The organism is Granulibacter bethesdensis (assembly GCF_001889525.1).
Lineage (GTDB): Bacteria > Pseudomonadota > Alphaproteobacteria > Acetobacterales > Acetobacteraceae > Granulibacter > Granulibacter bethesdensis_C.
This window is the reverse complement of record NZ_CP018192.1, coordinates 1,918,278-1,943,133: the sequence shown is the minus strand read 5'-3', so window position 1 is coordinate 1,943,133 and position 24,856 is coordinate 1,918,278. Positions and strand designations below refer to the sequence as shown.

Sequence of the window (24,856 nt, the reverse complement as noted above, 5' to 3'; positions counted from 1 at the left end):
ACGGGCGCAGTGCCAGTGCGGCAATCAGTCAGGCCGTCAGATCCGGCCCATCAGCAGCAGGATAATGACGATCAGCAGCACCAGACCCAGTCCTCCGGAAGGGAAATAACCCCAGCCGGAGCTGTAGCCCCATGTCGGCAGCGCACCGACGAGAAGCAGGATCAGGATGATGAGGAGAATGGTGCTCATGGCGCGTATGTTCTTCCTTTTGCAGCCTGTTGGATCGTAATGACGACCGGATGTTGTTACGAGGATCCGTCATGCCTCAACGTAATGCCGCCATTTTCGTTGCGTGGCCGAAGTGCCACCGGCCATGAAATCGGTCAGAAATTTGGGGCATGTGGGAAAAATGAGGCCGGATATGGCTGAGATCATCAATTTACGGACTGTTCGCAAACGTATGATGAAGGACCAGAAAGCCGGGGAGGCCGCTCGCCGCCGTATTCTGTTCGGACGCACGGCTGCGGAAAAGTCCCGCGATACGCAGCAGCAGGCGCGTCGTCAGGCCCTGCTGGATGGGGCAAGGCTGGAGTGCGATCCGCAAGAGAAGGACGAGGATGGCGAATAACCCGCCCTGTCCTGATCACCCGCCCAGTCCTGATCAATCGACGTTGGGTATTTCAGCGCAGACATCGACCCATTCCGCATTGGTCAGGAAGGCCAGTTGTTCCGGCGCGATCCGTACCGCGCTGTTGGGGGAGCCTGCCGCAGGCAGAACCTCTGCAAAGCCAAGAAGAGAGCGGTCACAATACACCGGCAGAGGCTGACTCAATCCAAAAGGACAGACACCACCGACCGGATGACCGGTCACCGGCTCCACGTCTTCCAACGGCAGCATATGCGGCTTACCGCCAAAGCGGATGCGTATCTTGCGGTTATCCAGCCGCGCATTGCCGCGTGCAACCAGGATAACGGCCTGTTCTCCTACCCGGAATGCCAATGTTTTGGCGATCTGGCCTGGTTCCACACCGAAGGCCGCGGCAGCTTGTGCAACAGTCGCGGTACTGTCCGGCATTTCCAGAATCTCAATGTCGGGGGCTTGCGCCGCCAGAAAAGCACGGACGCTGGCGAGGCTCATGATCACCCGTTGTCTGGAATGTGGTGATGCCGGTAATCGTCCAGCAGATCGCCCAGCGTCTGCTCCAACGCAATGCGAGGCACCCAACCCAGCACGGAGCGCGCCAGCGTGGCATTGCCTTCCGCACGGGGAATATCGGCGGGGCGGAGTCTGGACGGGTCTGTTCCGGTGCGGATAGAAACCCGGCTCAGGCTCAGCAGTCGCTCCAGCAGATCACCAATCCGGTAGGAGGTGCCGGAAGCGATATTGAAAATCGGCGCGTGTTTGCTGCCGGGGGGAACCAGTCGGTCGGCATGGGTCAGCATGTGGACATAGGCCGCGCAGACATCGCGGACATCCAGAAAATCCCGCCAGCTATCCAGATTGCCGACGGAAATTACCGGAGGGCGCCGGCCGGCCTCAATGGCTGCAATCTGGGCGGCAAAGGCCGGCAGGACGAAATCCTCGCTTTGACCGGGGCCGGTATGGTTGAAAGGGCGGGCACGGATGACCCGCAGCCCTTCACCGGCCAGCGCACCCAGTGCCAGATCGGCAGCGGCCTTGGTCGCGCCATACAGGTTCATCGGCGCAGGAGTGGCGCTTTCATCGAGCGGAATACCGCTGCGGAACGAGGCTCCATACAGATCCGCGGTCGAGACATACAGCAGCACGCAGCCCGGCACATGCTTCAGGATCGCATTGGCCAGCCCCAGTGAGCCATGGAGATTGACCTTCCATGCGGCATCCGGGTTCTGCCGGACGATCATAGGTGCGGCAATGGCAGCGAGATGGATGCAGGCATCCGGCTGAAAAGCGGCGATGCGTTCCTCCAGCGCGACGGTATCGGTGATGTCGAAGCCGTCAGACAGACGTGGAGCATCGAACACGGCCTGCGAGAAAGACTGCCGCATGATCGGCAGCAGATGCGTCCCGACAAACCCCCCGGAGCCAGTGACCAGAATCCGGGCAAAGCTGTCGGCCTGTATTCCCGTCACGGAGGTCAAACCCATCCCTGCCCAAACCGTGCAAAGGATGCTGCCAGCGTAGCATAAACCGGACGTTTGAATTCGGGCGCAAGGGCGGGAAGCTCTTCCAGCCTTGCCCAGCGCCAGGCGTCGAATTCGATATGCGGGTCGGCATCCAGACGAATATCAGCCTCCGTGCCGAGGAAGCGCAGCGCGTACCAGCGTTGCCGCTGCCCACGAAACCGCCCGCCCAGCGCACGACCGAGCAGGTGATCAGGCAGATCATAAGCGATCCAGTCCGGATGCTCGCCGACGATTTCGGCGTGATCGGTGCCGATTTCTTCCTTTAATTCCCGCAATACGGCTGTGTGTGGATCCTCACCGGGATCAATGCCCCCTTGCGGCATCTGCCACACTGTTTCCGAGACATGGGCCAGATCGGCACGTCGTGCGACCAGCACGCGCCCGTCCGGCGCGAACAGAGCCGCGCCGACATTGGGGCGATAGGGGAGGCTCTCCCGCAAGGCAGAGAGTGCTTCCGGCGAGGTTTTCGTCATGACCGGCGCAGGCTCCTTCAGTTCGCCTTGCCGGATTTGGCGTCGACCGCATTGGAATCGCTGCTCTGGCCAGCTTTCTGTTGGGCCATCGCCTTCACCACCTCAATGGCTTCATGCAGCTGGAAATCTGTATCCGGCTTGGCGGGATCGAATTTCGGCCAGTTTTCCGGCGGCAGGGTCGGCACATTATGCACCATCGCGGGCATATCGGTGCGTGGCGCGGCCTTGTCGGTGGTGCCGCCACTATTGGTGATGGCGTGGTTCAGATCGGCCTCACGGTCGGGCAGGAAATGAGGTTCCTCGGTCCGGGTGAAAGCCACCGGCACGTCTGGCTGGATACCCAGACCCTGAATGGAGCGCCCGGACGGCGTGTAGTAACGCGCGGTGGTCAGGCGCATCGCCCCGTTGCCCGGCAGAGGAATCACGGTCTGCACGGATCCTTTGCCGAAGGTACGGGTACCGAGGATGATGGCGCGGTGATGGTCCTGCAACGCACCGCTGACGATCTCGCTGGCGGAGGCGGAACCTCCATTGGTCAGCACCACCACCGGCAGACCGCCCGTAATGTCGCCTTCCTTGGCATTCCAGCGATTACTGTCTTCCGTATGACGGGCGCGGGTGGAGACGATCTCACCATGGTTCAGGAAATCGTCGGAGACCGCGACCGCCTGATCCAGCAGACCGCCCGGATTGTTGCGCAGATCGAGGATGACGCCGCGCAGTTTGCCGCCTGCCTGCTTCTGGAGCTTGGTGAAGGCGGCACGCAGCGCTGGGTCGCTCTGCTCATTGAACTGGGTCAGCCGAATATAGGCGATGTTGCCTGCCTCCAGACGGTCTTTCACCACCTGAATATGGATGACTTCCCGCGTCAGGGTCACGTTGATGGGCTTGTCGACATTGGCGCGCTTGATGGTCAGCTTGATGCTGCTGCCCGGAGCACCACGCATTTTATCGACTGCCTCGTTCAGGGTCAGGCCCTGTACTGAATGGCCGTCAATGGTCAGGATCAGATCGCCTGCCTTGATTCCGGCGCGGCTGGCGGGGGTATCGTCGATCGGGCTGATGACTTTGACGAAGCCGTTATCCTGCGTCACTTCCAGCCCAAGCCCGCCGAATTCTCCATGCGTCTGGACCTGCATGTCACGGAATGCCTTGGCATTCATGTAGGAGCTGTGCGGATCGAGGCCGGTCAGCATGCCGTTGATGGCATTCTCGATCAGATCCTTGTCCTTGACCGGCTCCACATACTCGGCCCGGATGCGCTCGAACACATCGCCGAACAGGGTCAGCAGGCGATAGGTGTCACTGCTGTCGCTTTCTTCCGCGAAGGCGGATGCGATGCCGGCATGCCGGCCAATGAGTGTCGATGCGGGCCCTGCACCGACGCCAGCAAGGAAGGCAGCGCCGATCATCAGGCCGGTGCGGAATTTCATGTCCGTGTTTCCTCTGGGCCACCCCTGTTCCGGGTCAGCCGTGATTCAGTCAGTCTCTGTGTGACAGCTTGCCGCGTCATCAGCGCCCTCGCAACCATGGGCGAGGGTCTATTGCCGAACCTTCATGTCTCAACTCCACATAAAGTTGGGGCCGGGCGGCTGCGGAGGAGGCTGGATCCCATCCTGCCATCTGCCCGATCGGCTCCCCCGGCGCCACATGCCGCCCCACGCTGGCATCCAGTTTTTCCATGCCCGCCAACACGAAATGATAGCGCCGCCCGCAATCCAGAATGACCAGCTGGCCATAGCTGCGGAACGGACCGGCAAAGACGATCCGCCCCTCACAGGGGGCCAGCACCCGGGCTTGCGGTGCGGTGCTGAATGTCATGCCGGAAGCGCTGCCGCCAGCCTCTGACGGGGCACCGAAGGCACGCACCAGCGTACCTGCCACCGGCATGCCGCCGGTTGCTGATCGACCGGAAGGAGGAGGGGAGGCAGGCTGTTCGCTTAAGCCTGGCCCTGCTGGTGCGGCGATTTCGGCTTCTTTCTGACGTGCCTGATCGGCGGCTTCCTGCTGTCTGGCCTTTTCGGCGCGTCTTGCTTCGGCGGCTGCCTTCGCTTCCTCCTGCCTGCGGGCTTCTTCCAGCCGGGCAATGACATCCCGCAGCGAATCGGCTTTCTGTGCCGAGGCTGCCGCCTGTTGTGCGGCCTCGGCGGCGGCATTGCGGGCGGAGCGGATTTCGGATCGGATAACCGTCAGTTTTTCATCCAGAGTGTGGGCCTCGGTTTTCTGCCGCGCCTGAGCCTCGGCCAAGGTGGACGCTTCTTTCCGGATGGAAGCGGCGAGTGCATCCACTTTGGCCCGTTCGGCACGCAGGGCCTGGGCGCTTTGTTCCAGCTGGCGGCTCAGCCCCTGTAATACCAACAAACCGCGGAGGGCGCGTTCGGGGGGGTCCGGCACTGCCAGCAAGGTCTCCGCCGGATACAGCGACAACCGTTCGATCAGCGGCAGCATCGGGGCGAGATCGGCGGCTCGGGCGGCAAGGGTTTTTTCTGCCTCCTGTCGCTGCCGGGCCAGATCGGCCATACGATCCGCGATGGCGGCGACGGCTTCGTCAGCCTCACGGAGGTGTATGGCGGCAGCGGCGCGGGCCTCTGCGATTTTGGCCTCCTGCTGCGCGGCGATGGCGGCTTCCTGCTCGGCGCGTTTGCGGGCGGCTTCCTGCCTGGCGCGCTCATGCTCAGCACGGTTGAGCGCTGCCTGGGCTTGCGCCGGGCTGGCCGGGGAGGTGGCAGCGGGGGTGCCAGAGGGCGTGGCTGTATAGGCAGGGGACCGCCGTTTGGCCGCCAGAGCCTGTCCATACGGCATCATGGCGATTGTGCAGGCCGTCACCAGGGCGGGCAGGATACCAGACCACTTCTGGTGCCACCCCGCCCGGCAAAAGGCGAGGGCAGTGGCTGATTCTTTCCGAGCCTGCGTCAAGCCAGAAGAGACTGGCCCGTCATCTCGGGCGGCTGCGGCAGTTGCATCAGGTCCAGCAGGGTGGGTGCAATATCGGCCAGCTTGCCGCTGGTCAGGCGTCGCGTACCGATGGGTGCCGAGGAATCATACAGCAAAGCGGGCACAAGATTGGTGGTGTGTGCCGTGTGCGGGCCGCCTGTATCAGGGTCACGCATCAATTCGCAATTGCCATGATCGGCGGTTACGAACAAGGCGCCTCCGACCGCCGTGATGGCGTCCACGATTCGGCCAAGCCCGGCATCCACCGTTTCCACAGCGCGGATCGCGGCTTCCAGACTGCCGGTGTGGCCGACCATGTCCGGATTGGCGAAATTCAGCACGATCAGATCGTACTGCCCGCTGCCGATGGCGATGACGGCTTTTTCGGTCAGCTCTGGAGCCGACATTTCCGGCTTCAGATCATAGGTCGCAACTTTGGGGGAGGGGACCATGATCCGGTCCTCGTTCTCCAGCACTTCTTCCTCGCCGCCATTGAGGAAGTAGGTGACATGCGGGTATTTCTCGGTCTCTGCCATACGCAGTTGCCGCTTGCCCGCTGCCGAGACGACATGACCCAGCAGATTGGTCATTTCCTGAAATGGAAACAGTGTCTGCATCAGGGATTCCAGCTCGGTGCTGTAGCGTGTCATGCCGAGCGCGCCGGAGAAATGCAGGAAGCGAGGCCGCTCAAAGCCCTGAAATGCCGGGTCGAGCAGTGCGGTCAACAATTCCCGCACCCGGTCGGAACGAAAATTGAAGCAGAGCAAGCCATCGCCGTCTTTCATTCCAGTATAGTCACCGAATACGGCAGGCCGGATGAATTCGTCGGAGAATTCGCGGGCATAGGCGTCGGTAATGGCGTCACACGGATCGCTGTAACGCTCGCCTTCGGCATCCACCATCATCCGGTAGGCTTTTTCGACCCGGTCCCAGCGATTGTCGCGATCCATGGCGTAAAATCGTCCGCACAGCGTGGCCAGGGTGGCGCCTTCCGGCAGGGCGGGCAGAAATTTGGTCAGAAAGCGCCGGGCCGATGCGGGTGGCGTGTCGCGCCCGTCCGTAAAGGCATGAACGGCCACGCGAATGCCGGCCCGTGTCAGAATCTGCGCCAGAGCGGCTCCGTGATCCTGATGCGCGTGCACACCACCATCGGAGACGAGGCCAAACAGATGGCAGGTGCCCCCTGATTGACGCAGGGCCGTGATGAAATCGCGCAGGGCGGGCAGATCGTTGACGCTGCCATCCTGCAGCGCGGCATCAATCCTCGGCAGTTCCTGCATCACCACCCGGCCTGCGCCGATATTCATGTGCCCGACTTCGGAATTGCCCATCTGCCCATCAGGCAGACCGACATCAAGGCCGGATGTACGCAGGAACGTGGTCGGTGCACTGTTCCACAGTCGATCAAACGCGGGAGTACGGGCAAGCCTGATCGCATTGTCATTCCGCTCTTCACGCCAGCCCCACCCGTCGAGAATGACGAGCATGACAGGTCTGGGCGGCGGCGATGCTGACATCGGTTCGGTCTCCGGCTCTGCAGGAGGGGTAGCGGAGGCAGGCTGTCGCTTCAAGGGCAGCCAGTATCAATATCGGGCGTATTGATCAGCCAGGCACCGTCATTATCCGGATGGCCGCCCTGTGCGATGGTAGGGGTGATTGGTGGCGATAGCCTGCGCCCGGTAGAGCTGTTCCGCCAACAGAGGACGGACCAGCAGATGAGGCCAGGTCATCGGCCCGAGTGACAGCACATGATCGGCCCGATCCAGCACCGGCTGCTCCAGACCTTCCGCCCCGCCGATCATGAAGCAGACCGGCAGAGGCTGTTCCCGCCAGCGCCGGGCGAGTGCGGCCAAAGCCTCACTGTCATGGGCGCGTCCGCCCAGATCCATGGCGACCACAATGCAGGCGGGGGGAAGTGCCGCCAGCAGGGCGGATGTTTCCCGCCGGCGGATTTCAGCGGTGCTGCCGCGCGCTTCCGCAATTTCCGTTACGGTCAGGGCCGGGCGCAATCGTGCGGCGTAACGCTGGAACAGCGCTTCTTCCTCGCTGCCTCGCATGCGTCCGACCGCAATGATCCGCCAGGGCGCTGTCATGGCACCATGCGCCGCTGGTCAGGGATGGGAGGATGCCGGATCAGGCATCGCTCTCTGCATCATCCAGTTCCGCGCTCCACATTTTTTCAAGCCGGTACAAAGCGCGCGCCTCCGGCTTGAACAGATGCACCACGATGTCGCCGGCGTCGATCAGCACCCAGTCGGAGCCGCCCGCACCTTCGACCGGTACGCGCCCGACTCCGGCGTCGCGCAGCTTCTGTTGCAGATGCATGGCCATGGCGGAGATCTGACGATCCGCCAGCCCGGTGGCGATGATCATACGATCCGTGAAGGCGGCGCGTCCGGAGAGGTCGAGGGTAATAATGTCCTCGGCCTTGTCGTCCTCCAGACTTTCGATGATCACGGCCTGGATGGCGTCCAGTCTTTCCCTGGCCGCAACGGCCTGATCCTGTGCTTCCGGCGCTTTCGCGCCAATGGCACGGGGGCCGGCGGCAGCCGCTTTTTTGCGGGGGGAACCGGGGCTGACCGCCATGTTCGGGGCCGTCACCGGGCGGGGGCTGGTGCGGCGGCTCTTGGATGATTCGGTACCATCCGTGATTGGCTTGCGGGCGATGGTCTTGGACTCCGGGCTGGTGACGCTGTTTATTGGATGGTCTCTACCAGAACTGCGCGGCCTCGGCCATTGACGCACTCGAATGGGGCCTATCCGCTTTCCGCCGGGCCGCTTTCCGCCCGCGCTGTCGATGGCAGGCCGGTAAAGGGGTGGTTGAAGCCCGCCCGGATCTGGGTGGCGGAGAGCGGACTTTGCGGCAGACGCAGCATCATCCAGGTCGGGGGTGGCAGATCGGCCAGCAACGGGGCCTCCCGCTCTGGACGCCGATAGCGGCGCAGGATGCTGGCCGCTTGTCCGGACAAGGCGCGTGCGGTGTAGCCTGGGCGAGGATGAACGGCGAAGGGCCAGTCGGCGGCAATCCCACGCCAGTCCCGCCAGCGCGGGAACCCGGTCAGATTATCTGCGCCCATCAGCCAGACAAAGCGGGCGCATGGAAACAGGGTGCGCAATCTGGCAAGTGTATCGGCGGTGTAGCGTGTGCCGAGACGGCTTTCGATGGTTGTGGCAATGATATGGCGTCCATCAGCAATGGCCCGGGCAGAAGCAAGCCGGGCCGCCAGCGGTGCCATATCCTCCCCGGATTTGAGCGGATTGCCGGGGGAGACCATCAGCCACACCTGATGCAGCCGTAGCTTCTGCCGGAAATGCCGGGCAATCAGCGCATGTCCGGCATGGGCTGGATTGAACGATCCACCGAGCAACCCGATCCGTATGCGCCGACGATCCCCGAATCTTGGTAATGGATCGGTCACGGGTGTGGAAGAAAAATGCGGCAAGGATCAGGGTCTGATCTGGCCGTTACCAAGCACCAGATATCGGTAGGTGGTCAGCTGCTCCGGCCCGACCGGGCCGCGTGCATGGATACGTCCGGTGGCAATCCCGATTTCGGCCCCGAACCCGAATTCTCCACCATCGCAGAACTGGGTGGAGGCATTCCACATTGCCACTGCTGATTGCACACGGGACAGGAAATACTCTGCTACTGCCTCATCTTCGGTGATGATGGCTTCAGTATGTTCGCTGCCATGGCGGGTGATGTGAGCCAGGGCGGCGTCAATTCCATCCACGACCTTGATGGACAGAATGGCATCCAGCCATTCCGTATCGAAATCCGCATCACTGGCAGAAGGTAAACCCGGCATAATCGCGCGGGCAGCGTCATCCGCGCGGAAAGTGCAGCCGAGGGCTGACAGATCCTCGACCAGAATCGGCAGTAGAGATCCCGCAATAGCCGCGTCAATCAGAAGGGTTTCGGTCGCACCGCAGATTCCGGTGCGTCGCATTTTTGCATTTGCCAGTATAGAACGGGCTTTTTCAGGATCGGCTGCCTTATGGATATAGGTGTGACACAGCCCTTCCGCATGCGCCAGCACGGGAACTCTGGCCTCTTTTTGCACACGCTCAACCAGCGATTTGCCGCCGCGTGGAATAATGAGGTCCAGCACCTGATTGCCTGCCAGCATCGCCGCGACATAAGCACGGTCAGTGTCGGGAGCGATTTGCACCGCCTCTTCCGGTAATCCCGCCTTGCGCAGGCCAGCCTGCATCGCTGCATGAATGGCGCGCGCGCTATGCTGACTTTCCGATCCGCCGCGCAGCAGCACAGCATTGCCGGATTTAATGGCAATGCCTGCCGCATCCGCCCCGACATTCGGACGGCTTTCGTAAATCATACCGATCACGCCGATCGGCGCAGCAATGCGACGGATACGCAGCCCGTTCGGGCGTTCCCATTCCGACAACACGCGGGAGAGCGGGTCAGGAAGATCGGCAATCTGCTCCAGCCCGTCAGCCATAGCGGCAACGCGCGATCTGGTCAGGGTTAAACGGTCCTTGAAAGCAGCGCTGGCATTGGAGCGTTCAAGGTCGATGGCATTGGCAGCCAGGATGGCGGCTTCATCATCGCGCAGAGCAGAAGCCGCCTGACGCAAGGCGTTCTGCCTGACCTCATGTGGGACCCGGGCCAGCACGGAAGAAGCCATGCGTGCAGAGCGGCCTGCTTGTGCGATCCATTGCTGTGCTGTTTCCGATACGCCATCAAGCATTGCTTCAAGTCCCGTTATGCAACGACTGGTTGTATTCAGCTCATTTTTTTGTTCGGTTGCAAGAATGCACAGCAAAACAATGCGAGGATTTAATTAGCGCTCGGGCCGGAAAACAACCATGCTGTCTGATCAGAAGACACAGGCTGTCACCGTATCGTTCATGATACTGCGAACAAGCCTGACAAACGGAGGCGCTGATGGCCATGCATACAAAAAGTCTGGATGAAGAGCATGTTTATGAAACGGCACTCTATACCCTCCGCAATGTCGAAAAGCTGCTTGCATTTCTTCCCGTGCCTTTGACACGAGAGCTGATACAGGCGGCCTTGATGGCGTTGAAGGAGGAATGTGTCGTGGAATCGAAGGAGATCGTGGAATATCACTGACAATTGATCTGATCATATCAGAACAAGATCGTCCCGATGGACCAACTCGTCCCGGCCACGCCAGCCGAGGATGGATTCGATATCTTCCGAGCGTCGTCCGACAATTCGGGAGGCGTCCCTGCTGGCATAAGCGGAGAGGCCCCGTGCCAGCACAGTACCATCCAGCCCTTGTACCAGTACAGGATCGCCGCGCTCAAATCGGCCATCGACAGAAACGACTCCGGCCGGAAGCAGGGAGCCACCCCGCAGGAGTGCGCGGCGGGCACCGTCATCAACTGTCAGTGTCCCCATGGGTTGCAAGCTGCCGGCAATCCAGCGTTTGCGGGCCGTGCGTCCCTCTGGCAGTGGCAGGAACCATGTGCAGCGCGCGCCTTCCGCCAGTGCACGGAGCGGATGATCGGTATGCCCCAGCGCAATCGCCATGGCGCATCCGGCCCCGGTTGCAATGCGGGCCGCGGTCAGCTTGGTTCGCATGCCGCCGCTGGAATAACCGGGGGGAGGCTCTCCGCCCATGGCCTCGATCTCCGGTGTGATGGCCCGAACCACCGGCAGATGGCTGGCCTCCGGATCACGCCGTGGATCGGCCGTATAAAGCCCGTCTATGTCCGACAGCAGGACCAATTGATCAGCCTGGACCATTTCGGCCACGCGGGCGGCCAGACGGTCATTGTCACCAAAGCGGATTTCCGCTGTGGCCACGCTGTCATTCTCGTTGATGACCGGCACACACCCCATGCCCAGCAGGGCCGACAGCGTGGCGCGGGCATTGAGGTAACGGCGGCGATCCTCGGTATCGCCAAGCGTCAGCAGCAGCTGGGCGGCGGTCATGCCCTCCGCGGAGAGCGCCTCGCTCCATGCCTGTGCCAGACGGATCTGGCCGACCGAAGCAGCCGCCTGTTTTTCCTCCAGACGCAGCCGGGGCTGAGTGAGTTTCAGCGCCTGTCGCGCCAGCGCTATGGCTCCGGATGAGACCACGATGACCTGCACACCCTGCCGGCGCAGCATGGCAATATCCGCAGCGACCCCCCGCAGCCACTCGATGCGGGGAGTGGCGGCCTTGCTATCCACCACCAGAGCACTGCCCAGCTTGATGACCAGACGGCGCGCAGTGGTCAGCCGGGGCAGGGCTTCATCCTGCTCATGACCGCTCATGCGGAGGTGCCGGACAGGGCTTTCCTACGCTCTTCCCTCGACTGTGCAACATAGGTCATAACCTGTCGCAGCAGGGGCTGTACGCCTTCCCCTGTCACGCCAGAGATAACGGTCACGGTCTGTCCGCTGGCTTTGGCAAGGGCAGAGCGGCGGGCAGAGGCTTCACGCGGGGTCATGCCGTCGCATTTATTCAGGACGATGATTTCCGGCTTTTCGGTCAGGCCGCCACCATAGCCTTCCATTTCTTCCCGCACGGTGCGCCATGCCTTGACCACATCCCCCGCAGCGCCATCGATCAGATGGATCAGCACGGCGCAACGTTCTACATGGCCCAGAAAGCGGTCGCCCAGCCCGGCTCCTTCATGGGCGCCCTCGATCAGACCGGGAATATCGGCCAGCACGAATTCTTCCTGAAGCGACAGCCGCACCACGCCAAGCTGAGGATGCAGGGTGGTGAACGGATAATCGGCGATTTTCGGTCTGGCGGCGGAGACAACAGACAGGAAGGTGGATTTGCCGGCATTGGGCAGTCCGACCAGCCCGGCATCGGCGATCAGTTTCAGCCGCAGCCAGACCCAGCGTTCCTCGCCCGGCCAGCCTTTATCGGCGCGACGAGGGGCGCGGTTGGTGGAGGATTTGAAATGGGCATTGCCATGCCCTCCATCCCCGCCCCGGCACAGGGTGATGCGCTTGCCAGGCACATCCAGATCGGCGATCAGCGTTTCCCGGTCATCTTCCAGAATCTGGGTTCCGACCGGTACCTTGATCAGCACATCCGGGGCGGCGGCGCCGGTCCGGTCGGAGCCAGCCCCGTTGCCGCCTTTCGGTGCACGAAAATGCTGGGTGTAGCGGAAGTCGATCAGCGTATTCAGATTGGCCACGGCCTCGACGATAATGTCGCCGCCACGGCCGCCATTGCCGCCATCAGGGCCCCCGAACTCGATATATTTCTCGCGCCGGAAGGCAATGACGCCGTCACCGCCATCACCTGATTTGACGTAGATTTTGGCCTGATCGAGAAATTTCATCGGTGTGCGGCTCGTCTGCCAAAGGGGAAGATAAGGGGGGCTGCCAGGCATGGTTCCGGAAGGGCCATACGAGGCGACGCAAAAAGGGGCCAGCTTGCGCCGGCCCCTTTGATCTGCTTCCCCCTGACCAGATGGCCGTGGAGGGAGGGCGGCGCTTTACTCGGCAGCGATCGCCAGCGGGGTCACCGCAACCTGCACGCGGCCTTCGGCGCGGCGCAGGAACTTCACATGCCCGTCGGTCAGCGCGAACAGGGTATGGTCACGACCAACGCCGACATTCGGGCCAGCCTGAACCTTCGTGCCGCGCTGTCGGACGATGATATTACCGGCAACGACGCTTTCGCCGCCGAACTTCTTGACACCCAGGCGACGACCTTCCGTATCGCGCCCGTTGCGGGATGAACCGCCTGCCTTTTTATGTGCCATGGATCAAACCTCCTCAGGCCGCGACGATATCGCCGACGCGCAGCACGGTGACGTGCTGGCGATGGCCATTCTTGCGGCGGCTGTTCTGCCGGCGGCGCTTCTTGAACACCACAATTTTATCAAGGCGATCCTGGGCGATCACTGTCGCCGTGACGCTGGCGCCGGCCACAACGGGCGCACCGATCGTCAGATTGCCTTCCCCGCCCACTGCGAGCACGTCCGTGAAGGTGATGGTGCTACCCGGCTCAGCCTCAAGCTTTTCCACCTTCAGCACGGCGTTCGGGGTAACACGGTATTGCTTTCCGCCAGTGCGGATAACTGCGAACATCGCTTCTGGTCCCAAATGCTGGCTCCGCGACGACGGAGCCATCCCGTCAACGCCGAGCGGCCTCCGAACGCCCCAACAAGCGGGGGGCACGGCGGCCGAGAGGCGCGGGTTATACCGGTCACACGTCACAAGTCAAACATTCCTTACGGCATGGCTCCCATTTTCATGGCATATCTGCCGTGCTGGCAGCCCGGAGGAGCTGTTTGCTCAGCGGGTAGAGAGCCCCTCGCTTACCGTGGCTTCGATTCGGACTCGGGCCGGACGGAACTGGGCAGGAACGTAAGGGGGCATCTTTCTGCTACAGCCTCTTGGCGCGGGCTTTCGCCTGCTCTAAGAGACCCCGAACGGAGAGGTGACCGAGTGGCCGAAGGTGACGGTCTCGAAAACCGTTGTGCCCCTAAAGGGTACCGTGGGTTCGAATCCCACCCTCTCCGCCATCTCGCAGACATTGCCGAGAATCTATCTCCGCGCACGCGGAGGAACCTGCGCCATCCACGATTGCAAAAAAGAAGAGCGAGGTCTATCTCCGCGCACGCGGAGGAACCTGGCTGCAGTAGTTAGCTGGGCAGTGCACGAGGGGTCTATCTCCGCGCACGCGGAGGAACCCGGATAGCGAATATTTCCTACATACGTGACGCAGGTCTATCTCCGCGCACGCGGAGGAACCTCAAAAAAGTCAACCACTTATGCCCCCGTTTCGGGTCTATCTCCGCGCACGCGGAGGAACCCGAATGGGACGCCGCCTTCACGATCATGCTTTGGGTCTATCTCCGCGCACGCGGAGGAACCTCTACACGGGTCTGCACGGTGCTCATCATGCCGGGTCTATCTCCGCGCACGCGGAGGAACCCTAATGGGCAATGGGTTGATGTCGATGGGTGGGGGTCTATCTCCGCGCACGCGGAGGAACCGTGTGAGAGACGTAATGACGGCGGCCAGCTCACGGTCTATCTCCGCGCACGCGGAGGAACCCATTTAACCGTGTCCCAGTTCTGTTTGAGCATGGGTCTATCTCCGCGCACGCGGAGGAACCACTGGGAAGGCGTCATAAAGTCGCTCTGAAGCGGGTCTATCTCCGCGCACGCGGAGGAACCCGATATAGACTGCGCAAATAGGGTGGGATCGTAGGTCTATCTCCGCGCACGCGGAGGAACCGACGCGGTCCGGAGGTAGCGCGCCATTCCGGTGGGTCTATCTCCGCGCACGCGGAGGAACCCGTGTGTCTGCATCAATACGATCCCACCTATTGGGTCTATCTCCGCGCACGCGGAGGAACCGTCGGTATGGGAGGCATTTTCCTGCGACGCCCAGGTCTATCTCCGCGCACGCGGAGGAACCTCATTTTCTAGGTGACCCTCTCTGTGATGCCCGGGTCTATCTCCGCGCACGCGGAGGAACCGCGGATTGGCAGCATCTGCGATGCTTTCTGGCAGGTCTATCTCCGCGCACGCGGAGGAACCTCCAAGGATGGACCCCCCAACGTAACCAAGTGGGGTCTATCTCCGCGCACGCGGAGGAACCCCGACGTAACGCGCGATCGCCTATTGACCACCGGGTCTATCTCCGCGCACGCGGAGGAACCCAGAGAAATGGCACGCGTGATCAGGCGGCGGAAGGTCTATCTCCGCGCACGCGGAGGAACCCTGGCTGCCGAGTTCCGCGCCCTGAATGACCAGGGTCTATCTCCGCGCACGCGGAGGAACCCTGTCATCTCTGTCAGAGGACGACGCTGTAGCGGGTCTATCTCCGCGCACGCGGAGGAACCCGGTACAGAATATGTGTCACCGTAAGTGACAAAGGTCTATCTCCGCGCACGCGGAGGAACCTTCCCGCGCACCGAGCTTGCCCATGCCGAGCACGGTCTATCTCCGCGCACGCGGAGGAACCTAGATGTGCCTGCAAGCGCATTTTTTGACCCAGGGTCTATCTCCGCGCACGCGGAGGAACCAAAAACCGGCTTCCGATGCCCGCGAAGTCAGGGGGTCTATCTCCGCGCACGCGGAGGAACCCCTGGCCCGGGTCTTGCGGCAGGCTGATCCTGAGGTCTATCTCCGCGCACGCGGAGGAACCCGACGCCGGACGGATTCTGGCTCTCTACGGAGAGGTCTATCTCCGCGCACGCGGAGGAACCGGCGATCTATCGCAGAGTAAGCGGGCGTCTGAAGGTCTATCTCCGCGCACGCGGAGGAACCCCGACTAAAATATACACCGTGGGATACGCAATAGGTCTATCTCCGCGCACGCGGAGGAACCCGCTCACATGACACTCCACACGATCAATAACCGGGTCTATCTCCGCGCACGCGGAGGAACCACCCGCATCGTGGGTGGTGAGATTCTGATCCCGGGTCTATCTCCGCGCACGCGGAGGAACCGCGGCATAGATAGCCTCCGCCGCGTGACCGGCGGGTCTATCTCCGCGCACGCGGAGGAACCGCTGGCGGGGCTGACAGCTCTGTCATGGTGACAGGTCTATCTCCGCGCACGCGGAGGAACCCACCGTGGGATACGCAATATTTGAGCAATAGCGGGTCTATCTCCGCGCACGCGGAGGAACCTCTTACCTATAACACATTGATATTGATTGACAATATTAAAGAACGGTATGTTTCAAAGCTTAACTTTTCCGAACAAGCAGCACCCCGTCGGCATCGATAATCTCCTTGGGGGCGTCGCCAAGGGTGCGGATTGCCATGCCTCCGGGGGATTTGGCATCGGGCCATGCCAGCACGATGGCACCACGGCGCAGTTCGGAATGCCATTCCGACAGGACCGCCCAGGTGCGCTCACGCACCGCCGAGGATAGTTGCGGAGACAGATAAACGCCAGCAGAAAGCTCCAGCATGATCGAGGTCAGATAGCCACGATATCGTGCTTCCACATCTTTTGTAATGACCAGAGTGGCCGGCATCATTCATCATCCTCGAGAAAGGGGATGGCCTCCGTTTCTTTTTCGAAAAGCTGTTTCAGTCGCTCGATCATTTTTGGAATGACGGAGCGCTCTGCCAGAACGCGTCCAGTCTGGCGTCGGGTGAGACGTTCGATATTTTCATGGCCACGCTCGGCCAACTTCGCTGCGGCGAAAGCGGTTGGAATGGTTACGGTGTCCCGAAACAGGTCGGAAATATCAAGCACCAGAGACTGGCCAGGGTCTTCATGGATAAAGCCCAACTGAGGAATGGCCCCCACTGCCGCGCATGCAATGGCGGCCGCGGCTTCCATTGCTGTGGCAGCGTGGTTCAGGGCTTGATTGGGCAGATCGGCGGCAGTCGGATTGGCACGATCATAGCGTCGGCCATGCCATACAATACCGGCACGTTGCGCAGCGAGGCGGTAAATCTCCTTCATCCGCGCACCTTCGATTCCGCGCAGCACGGTGATATCACGATGGGGCAACACTTCGCCAAGGCGCCACGCATACATGCGTCGGGCGACATCTACCCGTTTTTTGGGGTCCGCCCACAAGATTGCCTGTCGCCGTGCAACAGCCGAGCGATCAGGCCCCAGTGGAGGTGCGGTATAAAGCCTCACCCCGTCTTCTCCCACCGCTGCCAGAGCAGTATCGGCACGCGCGAGAAGACGGAGCGCATCATGGCTGACGGTCGAGCCGGGACCGAGCAGGATCATCGAGATACTCTGCACGGGAATACCGTATTCGCCGCTGGGTAAGGTCTCGTCTTCCTCCGGACCGCGCAGGAAGGCGAGCGTGCCATCTCGTGCCACCAACTGCCCTCGCGCCAGATACAACAGGCCGGCGCGGTCCGCGTGAGGAATACGGGAGGAGTGAAGTCCCAGCCTTCCCTTCAGCATCGATCAGCGATCCGGCGGAAGAGCATCCGGTGGGCGCAGCATCATCATGCCATACCCATAAGCGCTGTGTCTGCCGATGCCTTTTCGAAGGGCTTCAGAAAATTGCGCGGGATCAACGATGACCATTGTGCCATGAATCGTTGCATCAGGCCCCTCGATACCGTTCCCGTTGCGCAGTACGCGCCGACGCTGGAAATGCGCCAGTCGTGCCGTTTCCAGCGTGGCCCATGGCATGCGCTCCGCCAGCCAATCGCGATAAACCATCTCGCGGGTGCGGTTGGCGCTTTTCATACCGGTTGTGTCGTCAGCGTGATTATGCAGCGCTTCTGCAAGGAAAGCGTCACGTTCCTGCATTTTTTCGCTTTCCTGGTCGTGCTGTTTGGCAGAGCGACGGACCGGCCTTATTCTGACATCGAAGCCGATCCGTTGCCCCGGTTTTGCGTCTGGCATGGCCTTGCTGCGCAGACGCTCCAGAGAGACAACTTCCGCCATGTCCGGCGTGATCGAGAAACGCGCCTGTTCCACCAGTGTCGTCGCGTCCTGACTGGCATAGGCGTAAAGGGACCACTTGGCCTGTTCTGGCGTAAACACACGAAAGGGTTGAAGCATCTGTCTGCCAAATAATTGCGTCAGCAAATGATGCAGCACGGCATCGTTATCCTGAGTGCCTTTCGGACCGAAGCCACGATCCCTGGCCCAATGCGCAAAGGAGCGAGCCTCAATCGGCAGATGGATCAGATGTAGCATCAGCGTCGTGTAACGGGGGTAATCCGTTCCTCCTCAACGCGTCGCGTGCCACCATGCAGCCCGCTGCGCCAGTTACGTCGGTCGGCGAGACTCTTTCCCTTGCCGGGGGCAGCAGACCATTGCGCACGCAGCACACCCTCGCCGGGGATTGCAATCAGTGCTGCTCTGGCATCTTCGGCTTCTACCCATCTGTTTTCTTCCTGGGCAGCGAGCACATAATCTGCCGGCAGACACGGCTTGCGGCCGAAAAACAGCGGACGGGCCGGTTTCAGCAGTGCTTTGGCAATATCATCCAGCGTCGGGTCTTCTTCAGCAGGGGTAAGATGCAGCACAAGAGTCATTTGCATATCAGCGTGATAATCGCGCTGGCGGATATGGGTGCTGGCTTCTGCGTTCGAGGCACCGTCGCGCCCTTCGACACGGCCGCGTGTCGTCCAGCCGCGATCATTGCTGCCGAGCAGGGCGGTCTGAAAATCCGTCATCCGTCCGAGCAGTGGTTCCTGTTCGCGTCTGGCCCCGAACACGATCCGCTCCTGCAACCGGTCGAGCTGCGTGGTGTCGGTACGATCAAGGCCGAGCGCATTGGCCAGCAGCCCGGTGACTGCCGACAAAGCCGGAAAATCGCGTGTTACACCGCGTGAATCGATGGTCGTCCCACCGAAGCTTGCAAGCGGTGCGCGCCATTGCAACACCAGCCAGCGCATCATGCGGCTTTCAGGATGGTATCGCGCACCCATTGCATCAGCTCCGGCAGAGACGTGCGGCTGATATTTTTGATGCCCGGATCGTTGCTCAATGACAGAAGACGCCTGTCTTCCCCGGTTTGGTAGGCGGCATCAAAGGCTTTGAGCTTTTCATGGAGTTTATCTTCTGCGTCTTTAACGGTTGGTTCGGCCGGATCACGGAATGCTTCGGCCAGAGAACGCGGCTGACGGTCCCCAGCCTCCACCAGCATGGTGGTGGCATAGCCATAGGGTGCGGTCGAGCCGAGTTTCGCACCGGGCGAGACCGTAGCGATCTGGCCGATCAGACAGGCTGCCACTTCAGCCGCCATGTTGCGATCAGCAGTAAGCCAGTTGCTTGCAGCAACACCGGTCAGGTTGGAGACCAGGGCCGGAACATCTATCACGACATAACCGTAAAACAGGCCAGAGGTGAGTTCGGTCTCGCCGATATGGTCGGCCCCGGTATCGTCGACGCCTGCCAGATCATCGACGACGGCGAAATAGTCGCTTTCCGTCTGTTCAGCATGCGTGGTGAATGCATGGGCCACATGCACTGGCGCATCGATATTTGCTTCGGGATCGGAGGTCACCATACGTCCAAACAAAGCAGAAGTCAGGCCGCCGGGAAGGGATACGGAATCCCGCATAGCCTTCATCGTATTCTGGAACAATTTGTCTTTTGTGAAATCTTCTGCGGCGGCTTTGGCAGATTTTGGATCGGTGGCAGAGGTCGCAATACGGGTAAATTCTTCGGCCAGATAACGTAGTTCAGGCTCTCCGAACAGCAACGGTTGCCGATTGCTTTTCCCCTTGGCTGCATCCTTGCCATATATGGCAATCTGAAAGGAGGGTTCTATGGCATCGAGAATATTGGCATCAACAGTGTTTTCCAGCGGTTCACGCAGCCGTTTCGTAACCAGATCCCGGGAGCGAACAGCTGCTTCAGCCCCGGAAATATGATGAAGCGAGAAAATGCCATCATCTGTACGCCAGTGCCGTTTCAGACATTGCGAGGAAATCCGGGTGCGCACGGCGTTGCCATAAGGAAGGCGCTTCGCCAGCCCGCTGTCATCGCGGTTCAGCAGCGAAGCCGTGTAGCTGTGCAGACTGTGAATCTGAAGAAAACGTGGCTCAGGCATTTGCCTTCTCTTTCTCTTTTGCAGATTTTGTATCGGAAGCCCGATAATAATTTTCCGCCAGTTTGCGGAGTGGATTATGGGCGGCACGTGGATCGTGATGCTCTTGCGTAAGTAATTGTGCGATATCACTCATGTTGAACCGTGCGCGTGCCGCTGATAGTACGTGAAGCAGCCTCATCATTATTTCCCGTCTTTGTGCGAACCGGGCGTTTAACAGACGGGCAATCCGTTTTTCAGAAACGTTAGCATCAGAAAGTGCTTGTCCCAGTGAGACGTCACGATTATGGGCGCTTAATTTGAAGTCTTCCTTGTCTCCTGAGCGTATAAGTGGCTGCCCGGTTGGTGTCAGCCGTGCAATGGCAATCATCACCCATTCCCAGGCTTGATCATTATACTTGCGATCTTGATCAAGTTTCTGGCTATAAAAAATTCTCCAGAACTCTGGACATCCATGGCCTGGAATCGCTCGCCGGAGGGACGCGAGATTGCCGGGAGGCAATCTGGCCAATGCAAGGGAAAGTTTGGAGATAAGCGGATCGCTATCCTGCTCGGTCTGGTTTTTACTGTCTGGCATCAGCCGCTTCTTTCGGAGGAAAAATCGAGGTGCGGTCGTTTACAAAAGGGCTTTTCTGAGTCCACAGCATACCATGAAATGCACGGGGCGCGCGAACACGGGCTCGCCAGCGGCTTTGAACGGGGCAGGCGATAGACTCCGATGCTTCAATAAGCAGGCGTTCTGCATAGCGGATCAAGTGTCGCAGATAAGGTATCTTACTGTCCTCACCTTCTTCGAAACGTTGCTGGATCGTCGTAAAGAAATAGGCCTCGGCCTCGGCTTCCAGACGATCTGTATAAGAGCCCGCACAACCATAATCATCTTTTGACGGTTTTTTATCCGCGCCGCCAATAGATACGATAGCGCAGCACTGTCTCAGGGCGGATGCAATATAAGCAATCTCTTTCTGCTGTTTATCAGCGATCTCTGCCAGTTGAAGCCGTTTGGTTTCATTATTCATGGCATCAACGATACGTCGGTGTGTTGGAATGATACGTTCGTGAAAGCCTTCGGTTTTCCCCTGGCCGCGCACCATGCCTCGGGCGACCAGAATCATCTCCTGTTCATCGAGTAAAAGCTGCATTGACTGGGGCAGTCGCGCAACACGTTTCTGCGTTTCTCCAAACAAAAGTTTGCATAATACCCGGTAGGAAAAGCCCCGCTCATCCAGAGAAAAAGATTTTCCTTCGCTGTCATACACTGGTGCCCAGAAATCTCCAGTGATTCCGTTGCAGGCCTTGGCCTCGATACGCGCGACCGAGGAGCCAACAGCAAGCGCGACAATGGGCTGATCAACCCCTTTAATCAGACGAACCCGGCGGCAGATTTCGATAAACCATGGATCGAGTTGATCGAGTGAAAGACTGGTCTTGCCATCCCAGGGTTCCAACCAAAGGAGCGCGAGGCCCTCATCATCATAATCCCGATACATGTCGAGCAGCTTGCCCCGTCCGGCCAACATGGCGCGTATATCGCGGCGAAGATGAGCGCCAATTCCTCCTTTTGGAGGCGCCAGTCCGAGAAAGGGGCGAGCGGAGAACCCGCCATTCATGCGGGCAATTCCATATTTTGTGGCCCCGCTATAACCCTGCATCGTTTGCAGGCTGACCAGAGCAAATACCCATTCATCAAGCCCGGCTTCAACAGCGACTTCAGCCTTCAGATCAAAATTTTTTGCGGTGATCAGAATATCCAGCGCATCCGGTGTATAAACTGTGTTCTTCAGTACTTCGCGCTTCCCCTCAGGAACCGGGGGCTGAAGAAAGGCAGGCTTTGAGAGATCCTCAACAATCAATGACCATGGTTCCTCGGCCTGATCGGTGAGGTCAAGGAGCAGGTCTTTCCATTCTTCCTCTGTTTCGGGAATGGTGCTTTGATCGGCACGATGCAGCGCAATGGCCCCAAGTGCTGCCAGGAACATATGCCATGCGTGTTGCTGATGCGGGCGCAGGCCAGTAAAATTGTCCACTTTGTCCAGCATCAATGCGGCCAGAGCGCCCGGCAGGGTCAGAATATCAGTTTCAGCTCTGACAACAACACGAAAAACAGGATGAGATAAAAGACAATACATTCATTCAACCTGAATGAGGAGGATGTGAAGTCAGCTAAAGCAGATGATAGGCAAGCCAAATAACAATGGATAAACTCATTTTTAAAATGAATTTATCGATAAAAATACAACCGAGAATTCAAAACTTGTCAATATGGAACCCTTTCATTTAGGTTTTTTTAGGTGTTATAAGACCGTGTCAGCCCAAACCTGCTGTAGCTCAGTCCGGCAGATTCGAACACAAGCTGTTCTGATGATGGCTGTATCCATTCGGCGCCGGTTGCAGTTGCAACACTGGCGTCAACCCAATGTCCGGGTACGAAGATCTGCGACACTTTTTCTCCGAATGGCCCCCTTGTATCCGGCGCAAAAAGCAGTGCGGTACGGTCAGCGCCAAGGCGGGTGACAATATTCGTATCAACCGGGAAACAGTCATCAATACTGCCATCGAAGGCGCGTGTACAGTCGACCAGGTTCATGCGCCCGATTGTACCCTGTGCGCTGCGCCCTCCCACAACGGCGTTACGCGCTTGAGTCCAGGCGGGACCCAGTTGTTGAGCGAGTGCTGTAAGGGTTTGCGGATCGGTGCCTGTTTCTACCAAACGTCGATTGTCCTGTGGAATTGTCCAGACGACTCCATCATCGATCATGCGCCGCACCGATTCCAGCCCGGTAAGGTCGGTGTACACGCCCCCTCCATCGCGGCTGATCCCCAGACCGAAGCGGAGCAAATTAGTCTCTGGCGATAATATTTCCGGTATCAGCACAACGCATCGGGCGTTTCTGAACGCATCGGGCCGGTCGTGACGACCGGCATGACGGTGCAACCGTCCGATACGTTGCAGCAATACGTCGATCGGACACAGATCGGTCATCATAAAGTCGGCATCGATATCCAGACTTTGTTCCACTGTCTGGCTGCCGCAGACGATCCGGCCGCCGGAAACGGAGTGTTTGCCCATTGCTTGCTCAACCGCATGATCCAGCAGAAGGCGGTCTTCGGCGGCAAATCGGCTGTGGTGGGGGCAGCGTATCCCGTTGACGGATAGCGTGGGAGCATTGGCATCCAGCGCCTCAATCGCCTGCTGTGTGGCAATCACCTGATCGACCGTATTGCGGATCACCAGCACGCGTGCGCCTTGTCGTGCCGCTTCCAGCGCTATGCCTGCAATGGCGTGTGGGTCTGCAATCAGGGGAGCCGCGTTAACAGAAACCGTTTTTTGATACTCTGTCAGGTCAATGCCAAGATGAATTTCCTGTTTTCGTCTTTCTTCTCCTTCTGCCCAGCTCAGGGATGGATAAGGCGCCTCCACTATGCTGGATGAATCCGTTTTTCCCTTTTTCCTGGCACCCAGCAGGCTGGCTCGTGTGGCCGAGCCAAGCGTTGCGGACATCAGTAATGCGTGGCCGCCATGGGCTACATGATTCTGCACGATCCGGTCCATGACCGCGCTCATATAGCTGTCCGAAGCATGCACTTCGTCGATGACCAGATAGCTGCGGGCAAGGGCTGCGCTGCGAAAATGCGACCATTTCACCTGCAAGCCTGCCAGCATGACCTGATCAACCGTACCCACGGCAACTGGTGCGGCCAGAAAACGGCGTGAGGTTTCGGCAGCCCATCGTGCCTGCTTCTGTGCTTCGTCCGGATTGTCGGCCCATTCCACATGATAGCCGGGAAGTGCCCAGCCTTCGGCAGTTCCGGCCTTCATGTATCCGGGTAGCGCCAGAAAGCATTCGCCACCGAAGGCTGCCTGTACGGCATGATTGATCCGTCGATGAAGTTGTGCTGCGGCAGCGCGGGTTGGTACGGCAAAATACAGCCCATCCACCAATCCTGCCCTGAATAAGCGGAGGAAGCGCAGAAACGCGGCCTCGGTCTTGCCGGAGCCGGTTTCGGATTCCAGGGCGGCAAGGCGTATGTCCAGAGACAGCTCCAGCAAAGCCTGTTGCATCGGGCGCAGTTTCGTCCCTTCCGCCCAGCCGAAAAGCTGCCATGGCTCAACCTGATTCAGAGCCTGACGCAGTCGGGACACGTCCATGTTGATATTGCGCAGGACATCTGCCGCTTTTGTGGCGGGGCGTATCGTGCGATCAAGGGGAAAATCACACTCACGCGATCCGATCTGATCAGCCAGTGCCACCAGACCGGCAAAGAAATGCTGAAGTTCTGTATGATGCGGCAGGTGAGGGCCGGGACCAAAAGCATCAGGGTACCGGGTACGGCAGGCCTGCCCGATTGCCCTTGCAGCCTCGGTCGGATTGTACCCTGTCCGGGCTGCCCAGTCTGCTTGCACCGGCTCCTGACCCACGACCATGATCGGCCTGCCATGATGTGCCAGTGCCGCCAGAAACAGGCTGCGCATGGCTTCCCCCCATTGGCTGAGATCTTCCCGCAAACCGAGCGCGTCTTGCAGCCCGGCTTCTTTTCTCCAGAGCACATGATAGCCTTCCAGCAGATGGCCTTTTCTGGCTTTTGTCAGAATTTTCCCCTGAAAACCGCTGCTAAGTTTTCCAATGTCGTGCAAAAAAGCCAGCGCGCATAGACGCTGTATGGTGACGCGATCCGGCTCCTTTTCGATGATTGCGGCCAGGCGAGCACGATAGAGCGGCAGATTGAGCAGGGCCTCAAAACACTCGCCGACATCCCCGAGATGCGTGATCAGGGGTAACCAGCAATCCGGTTCCGCAAATTTGGCCCAAGGAAAAGGAGGTAGCGCAATCGGCATGAGCGGGCCCTGTGATGATGCCAAAGCCATGATAAAAAATGATACGGTACCGGATC

At 59.8% G+C, this 24,856-nt stretch carries 25 protein-coding genes, 1 tRNA gene and 1 CRISPR repeat array; of the genes, 3 read left to right on the top strand and 23 right to left on the bottom strand.

Features of this window, described 5'->3' with window-relative positions:
- Nucleotides 1-36 precede the first annotated feature (36 nt).
- On the bottom strand, nucleotides 37-189 hold the full coding sequence (locus GbCGDNIH6_RS08670) for a DUF3309 family protein (protein WP_072490579.1): 153 nt from the start codon (nucleotides 187-189) through the stop codon (nucleotides 37-39).
- A 172-nt stretch (nucleotides 190-361) separates the two neighbouring features.
- On the opposite strand from GbCGDNIH6_RS08670, the gene GbCGDNIH6_RS08665 reads away from it, so the two are divergent.
- Nucleotides 362-568, top strand: a complete 207-nt coding sequence (locus tag GbCGDNIH6_RS08665; protein ID WP_072564478.1) for a DUF4169 family protein — start codon at nucleotides 362-364, stop codon at nucleotides 566-568.
- Nucleotides 569-601: 33 nt separating this feature from the next.
- Here GbCGDNIH6_RS08665 and GbCGDNIH6_RS08660 read toward each other — a convergent pair whose 3' ends face one another.
- From GbCGDNIH6_RS08660 to GbCGDNIH6_RS08615, 10 genes are all read right to left on the bottom strand, one after another.
- Nucleotides 602-1,078, bottom strand: a complete 477-nt coding sequence (locus GbCGDNIH6_RS08660) for a YbaK/EbsC family protein (protein WP_072563593.1) — start codon at nucleotides 1,076-1,078, stop codon at nucleotides 602-604.
- A 2-nt stretch (nucleotides 1,079-1,080) separates the two neighbouring features.
- Nucleotides 1,081-2,067, bottom strand: a complete 987-nt coding sequence (locus tag GbCGDNIH6_RS08655) for a GDP-mannose 4,6-dehydratase (RefSeq protein WP_072563592.1) — start codon at nucleotides 2,065-2,067, stop codon at nucleotides 1,081-1,083.
- Nucleotides 2,058-2,579, bottom strand: a complete 522-nt coding sequence (locus GbCGDNIH6_RS08650) for an RNA pyrophosphohydrolase (RefSeq protein ID WP_072563591.1) — start codon at nucleotides 2,577-2,579, stop codon at nucleotides 2,058-2,060. The genes GbCGDNIH6_RS08655 and GbCGDNIH6_RS08650 overlap by 10 nt, the downstream gene beginning before the upstream one ends.
- 17 nt (nucleotides 2,580-2,596) lie before the next feature.
- A complete protein-coding gene (locus GbCGDNIH6_RS08645; protein ID WP_072563590.1) occupies nucleotides 2,597-4,012 on the bottom strand; it encodes a S41 family peptidase in 1,416 nt (471 codons plus the stop codon).
- A gap of 79 nt (nucleotides 4,013-4,091) precedes the next feature.
- A complete protein-coding gene (locus tag GbCGDNIH6_RS08640) occupies nucleotides 4,092-5,495 on the bottom strand; it encodes a murein hydrolase activator EnvC family protein (protein ID WP_157692395.1) in 1,404 nt (467 codons plus the stop codon).
- On the bottom strand, nucleotides 5,492-7,030 hold the full coding sequence (gene gpmI, locus GbCGDNIH6_RS08635) for a 2,3-bisphosphoglycerate-independent phosphoglycerate mutase (protein ID WP_081370056.1): 1,539 nt from the start codon (nucleotides 7,028-7,030) through the stop codon (nucleotides 5,492-5,494). Before gpmI ends, GbCGDNIH6_RS08640 begins: the two co-directional genes overlap by 4 nt.
- Before the next feature lie 102 nt (nucleotides 7,031-7,132).
- A complete protein-coding gene (locus GbCGDNIH6_RS08630) occupies nucleotides 7,133-7,606 on the bottom strand; it encodes a 23S rRNA (pseudouridine(1915)-N(3))-methyltransferase RlmH (RefSeq protein WP_025287098.1) in 474 nt (157 codons plus the stop codon).
- Between the two features lie 40 nt (nucleotides 7,607-7,646).
- Entirely contained in the window at nucleotides 7,647-8,099 is a 453-nt protein-coding gene (gene rsfS, locus GbCGDNIH6_RS08625; protein WP_025287097.1) for a ribosome silencing factor, read from the bottom strand.
- A gap of 170 nt (nucleotides 8,100-8,269) precedes the next feature.
- A complete protein-coding gene (locus tag GbCGDNIH6_RS08620) occupies nucleotides 8,270-8,956 on the bottom strand; it encodes a nicotinate-nucleotide adenylyltransferase (RefSeq protein WP_038515592.1) in 687 nt (228 codons plus the stop codon).
- A 3-nt stretch (nucleotides 8,957-8,959) separates the two neighbouring features.
- Complete coding sequence (locus GbCGDNIH6_RS08615; protein ID WP_025287095.1) at nucleotides 8,960-10,225, bottom strand: glutamate-5-semialdehyde dehydrogenase; 1,266 nt, start codon at nucleotides 10,223-10,225, stop codon at nucleotides 8,960-8,962.
- 197 nt (nucleotides 10,226-10,422) lie between these two features.
- On the opposite strand from GbCGDNIH6_RS08615, the gene GbCGDNIH6_RS08610 reads away from it, so the two are divergent.
- Nucleotides 10,423-10,611: a hypothetical protein gene (locus GbCGDNIH6_RS08610; RefSeq protein ID WP_025287094.1), complete on the top strand. Its 189-nt coding sequence runs from the start codon at nucleotides 10,423-10,425 to the stop codon at nucleotides 10,609-10,611.
- 12 nt (nucleotides 10,612-10,623) lie between these two features.
- On the opposite strand, the gene proB is transcribed toward GbCGDNIH6_RS08610, so the two are convergent.
- The 4 genes from proB to rplU all read right to left on the bottom strand — a co-directional run bounded on the left by proB (nucleotide 10,624) and on the right by rplU (nucleotide 13,545).
- Nucleotides 10,624-11,763: a glutamate 5-kinase gene (gene proB, locus GbCGDNIH6_RS08605; protein ID WP_025287093.1), complete on the bottom strand. Its 1,140-nt coding sequence runs from the start codon at nucleotides 11,761-11,763 to the stop codon at nucleotides 10,624-10,626.
- A complete protein-coding gene (obgE, locus tag GbCGDNIH6_RS08600; RefSeq protein ID WP_072564477.1) occupies nucleotides 11,760-12,791 on the bottom strand; it encodes a GTPase ObgE in 1,032 nt (343 codons plus the stop codon). The genes proB and obgE overlap by 4 nt, the downstream gene beginning before the upstream one ends.
- A 156-nt stretch (nucleotides 12,792-12,947) precedes the next feature.
- Nucleotides 12,948-13,217 (bottom strand): 50S ribosomal protein L27, encoded by a 270-nt coding sequence (gene rpmA, locus GbCGDNIH6_RS08595; protein ID WP_011632406.1) that lies wholly within the window; start codon nucleotides 13,215-13,217, stop codon nucleotides 12,948-12,950.
- Nucleotides 13,218-13,230: 13 nt separating this feature from the next.
- Nucleotides 13,231-13,545: a 50S ribosomal protein L21 gene (gene rplU / locus GbCGDNIH6_RS08590; RefSeq protein WP_025287092.1), complete on the bottom strand. Its 315-nt coding sequence runs from the start codon at nucleotides 13,543-13,545 to the stop codon at nucleotides 13,231-13,233.
- Nucleotides 13,546-13,891: 346 nt separating this feature from the next.
- On the opposite strand from rplU, the gene GbCGDNIH6_RS08585 reads away from it, so the two are divergent.
- Nucleotides 13,892-13,982, top strand: a tRNA-Ser gene (locus GbCGDNIH6_RS08585).
- A 19-nt stretch (nucleotides 13,983-14,001) separates the two neighbouring features.
- Nucleotides 14,002-16,103: a CRISPR direct-repeat array (repeat unit 28 nt; unit sequence GGTCTATCTCCGCGCACGCGGAGGAACC).
- Between the two features lie 59 nt (nucleotides 16,104-16,162).
- Here GbCGDNIH6_RS08585 and cas2e read toward each other — a convergent pair.
- The 8 genes from cas2e to cas3 form a co-directional block, all read right to left on the bottom strand.
- Nucleotides 16,163-16,459: a type I-E CRISPR-associated endoribonuclease Cas2e gene (gene cas2e / locus GbCGDNIH6_RS08580; protein WP_081370055.1), complete on the bottom strand. Its 297-nt coding sequence runs from the start codon at nucleotides 16,457-16,459 to the stop codon at nucleotides 16,163-16,165.
- The gene (gene cas1e / locus GbCGDNIH6_RS08575; RefSeq protein WP_011632400.1) at nucleotides 16,456-17,355 is read right to left on the bottom strand and encodes a type I-E CRISPR-associated endonuclease Cas1e; all 900 of its coding nucleotides are present in this window, start codon (nucleotides 17,353-17,355) and stop codon (nucleotides 16,456-16,458) included. Before cas1e ends, cas2e begins: the two co-directional genes overlap by 4 nt.
- 3 nt (nucleotides 17,356-17,358) lie before the next feature.
- Nucleotides 17,359-18,102: a type I-E CRISPR-associated protein Cas6/Cse3/CasE gene (locus tag GbCGDNIH6_RS08570; protein WP_072563587.1), complete on the bottom strand. Its 744-nt coding sequence runs from the start codon at nucleotides 18,100-18,102 to the stop codon at nucleotides 17,359-17,361.
- Complete coding sequence (gene cas5e / locus GbCGDNIH6_RS08565) at nucleotides 18,102-18,809, bottom strand: type I-E CRISPR-associated protein Cas5/CasD (protein WP_072563586.1); 708 nt, start codon at nucleotides 18,807-18,809, stop codon at nucleotides 18,102-18,104. Before cas5e ends, GbCGDNIH6_RS08570 begins: the two co-directional genes overlap by 1 nt.
- On the bottom strand, nucleotides 18,806-19,966 hold the full coding sequence (gene cas7e, locus GbCGDNIH6_RS08560; RefSeq protein ID WP_072563585.1) for a type I-E CRISPR-associated protein Cas7/Cse4/CasC: 1,161 nt from the start codon (nucleotides 19,964-19,966) through the stop codon (nucleotides 18,806-18,808). Before cas7e ends, cas5e begins: the two co-directional genes overlap by 4 nt.
- Nucleotides 19,959-20,540 carry a type I-E CRISPR-associated protein Cse2/CasB gene (locus GbCGDNIH6_RS08555; RefSeq protein WP_072563584.1) on the bottom strand — a complete coding sequence of 194 codons (582 nt, stop codon included), beginning with the start codon at nucleotides 20,538-20,540 and terminating at the stop codon, nucleotides 19,959-19,961. Before GbCGDNIH6_RS08555 ends, cas7e begins: the two co-directional genes overlap by 8 nt.
- Nucleotides 20,527-22,002 carry a type I-E CRISPR-associated protein Cse1/CasA gene (gene casA / locus GbCGDNIH6_RS08550; RefSeq protein ID WP_232450059.1) on the bottom strand — a complete coding sequence of 492 codons (1,476 nt, stop codon included), beginning with the start codon at nucleotides 22,000-22,002 and terminating at the stop codon, nucleotides 20,527-20,529. The genes GbCGDNIH6_RS08555 and casA overlap by 14 nt, the downstream gene beginning before the upstream one ends.
- A gap of 248 nt (nucleotides 22,003-22,250) precedes the next feature.
- Nucleotides 22,251-24,800: a CRISPR-associated helicase Cas3' gene (gene cas3, locus GbCGDNIH6_RS08545; protein ID WP_198355739.1), complete on the bottom strand. Its 2,550-nt coding sequence runs from the start codon at nucleotides 24,798-24,800 to the stop codon at nucleotides 22,251-22,253.
- Between the last annotated feature and the right edge of the window lie 56 nt (nucleotides 24,801-24,856).

What these genes read in the sequence shown, in the direction of transcription:
- GbCGDNIH6_RS08615 (WP_025287095.1), bottom strand. Translation starts at nt 10,225, where the DNA reads ATGCTTGATGGCGTATCGGAAACAGCACAGCAATGGATCGCACAAGCA.
- proB (WP_025287093.1), bottom strand. Translation starts at nt 11,763, where the DNA reads ATGAGCGGTCATGAGCAGGATGAAGCCCTGCCCCGGCTGACCACTGCG.
- cas7e (WP_072563585.1), bottom strand. Translation starts at nt 19,966, where the DNA reads ATGCCTGAGCCACGTTTTCTTCAGATTCACAGTCTGCACAGCTACACG.
- obgE (WP_072564477.1), bottom strand. Translation starts at nt 12,791, where the DNA reads ATGAAATTTCTCGATCAGGCCAAAATCTACGTCAAATCAGGTGATGGC.
- rpmA (WP_011632406.1), bottom strand. Translation starts at nt 13,217, where the DNA reads ATGGCACATAAAAAGGCAGGCGGTTCATCCCGCAACGGGCGCGATACG.
- GbCGDNIH6_RS08665 (WP_072564478.1), top strand. Translation starts at nt 362, where the DNA reads ATGGCTGAGATCATCAATTTACGGACTGTTCGCAAACGTATGATGAAG.
- GbCGDNIH6_RS08570 (WP_072563587.1), bottom strand. Translation starts at nt 18,102, where the DNA reads ATGCTACATCTGATCCATCTGCCGATTGAGGCTCGCTCCTTTGCGCAT.
- cas3 (WP_198355739.1), bottom strand. Translation starts at nt 24,800, where the DNA reads ATGCCGATTGCGCTACCTCCTTTTCCTTGGGCCAAATTTGCGGAACCG.
- GbCGDNIH6_RS08660 (WP_072563593.1), bottom strand. Translation starts at nt 1,078, where the DNA reads ATGAGCCTCGCCAGCGTCCGTGCTTTTCTGGCGGCGCAAGCCCCCGAC.
- GbCGDNIH6_RS08670 (WP_072490579.1), bottom strand. Translation starts at nt 189, where the DNA reads ATGAGCACCATTCTCCTCATCATCCTGATCCTGCTTCTCGTCGGTGCG.
- GbCGDNIH6_RS08650 (WP_072563591.1), bottom strand. Translation starts at nt 2,579, where the DNA reads ATGACGAAAACCTCGCCGGAAGCACTCTCTGCCTTGCGGGAGAGCCTC.
- rplU (WP_025287092.1), bottom strand. Translation starts at nt 13,545, where the DNA reads ATGTTCGCAGTTATCCGCACTGGCGGAAAGCAATACCGTGTTACCCCG.
- GbCGDNIH6_RS08645 (WP_072563590.1), bottom strand. Translation starts at nt 4,012, where the DNA reads ATGAAATTCCGCACCGGCCTGATGATCGGCGCTGCCTTCCTTGCTGGC.
- cas1e (WP_011632400.1), bottom strand. Translation starts at nt 17,355, where the DNA reads ATGCTGAAGGGAAGGCTGGGACTTCACTCCTCCCGTATTCCTCACGCG.
- cas2e (WP_081370055.1), bottom strand. Translation starts at nt 16,459, where the DNA reads ATGATGCCGGCCACTCTGGTCATTACAAAAGATGTGGAAGCACGATAT.
- cas5e (WP_072563586.1), bottom strand. Translation starts at nt 18,809, where the DNA reads ATGATGCGCTGGCTGGTGTTGCAATGGCGCGCACCGCTTGCAAGCTTC.
- GbCGDNIH6_RS08630 (WP_025287098.1), bottom strand. Translation starts at nt 7,606, where the DNA reads ATGACAGCGCCCTGGCGGATCATTGCGGTCGGACGCATGCGAGGCAGC.
- gpmI (WP_081370056.1), bottom strand. Translation starts at nt 7,030, where the DNA reads ATGTCAGCATCGCCGCCGCCCAGACCTGTCATGCTCGTCATTCTCGAC.
- GbCGDNIH6_RS08610 (WP_025287094.1), top strand. Translation starts at nt 10,423, where the DNA reads ATGGCCATGCATACAAAAAGTCTGGATGAAGAGCATGTTTATGAAACG.
- GbCGDNIH6_RS08555 (WP_072563584.1), bottom strand. Translation starts at nt 20,540, where the DNA reads ATGCCAGACAGTAAAAACCAGACCGAGCAGGATAGCGATCCGCTTATC.
- rsfS (WP_025287097.1), bottom strand. Translation starts at nt 8,099, where the DNA reads ATGGCGGTCAGCCCCGGTTCCCCCCGCAAAAAAGCGGCTGCCGCCGGC.
- casA (WP_232450059.1), bottom strand. Translation starts at nt 22,002, where the DNA reads ATGCTGGACAAAGTGGACAATTTTACTGGCCTGCGCCCGCATCAGCAA.
- GbCGDNIH6_RS08655 (WP_072563592.1), bottom strand. Translation starts at nt 2,067, where the DNA reads ATGGGTTTGACCTCCGTGACGGGAATACAGGCCGACAGCTTTGCCCGG.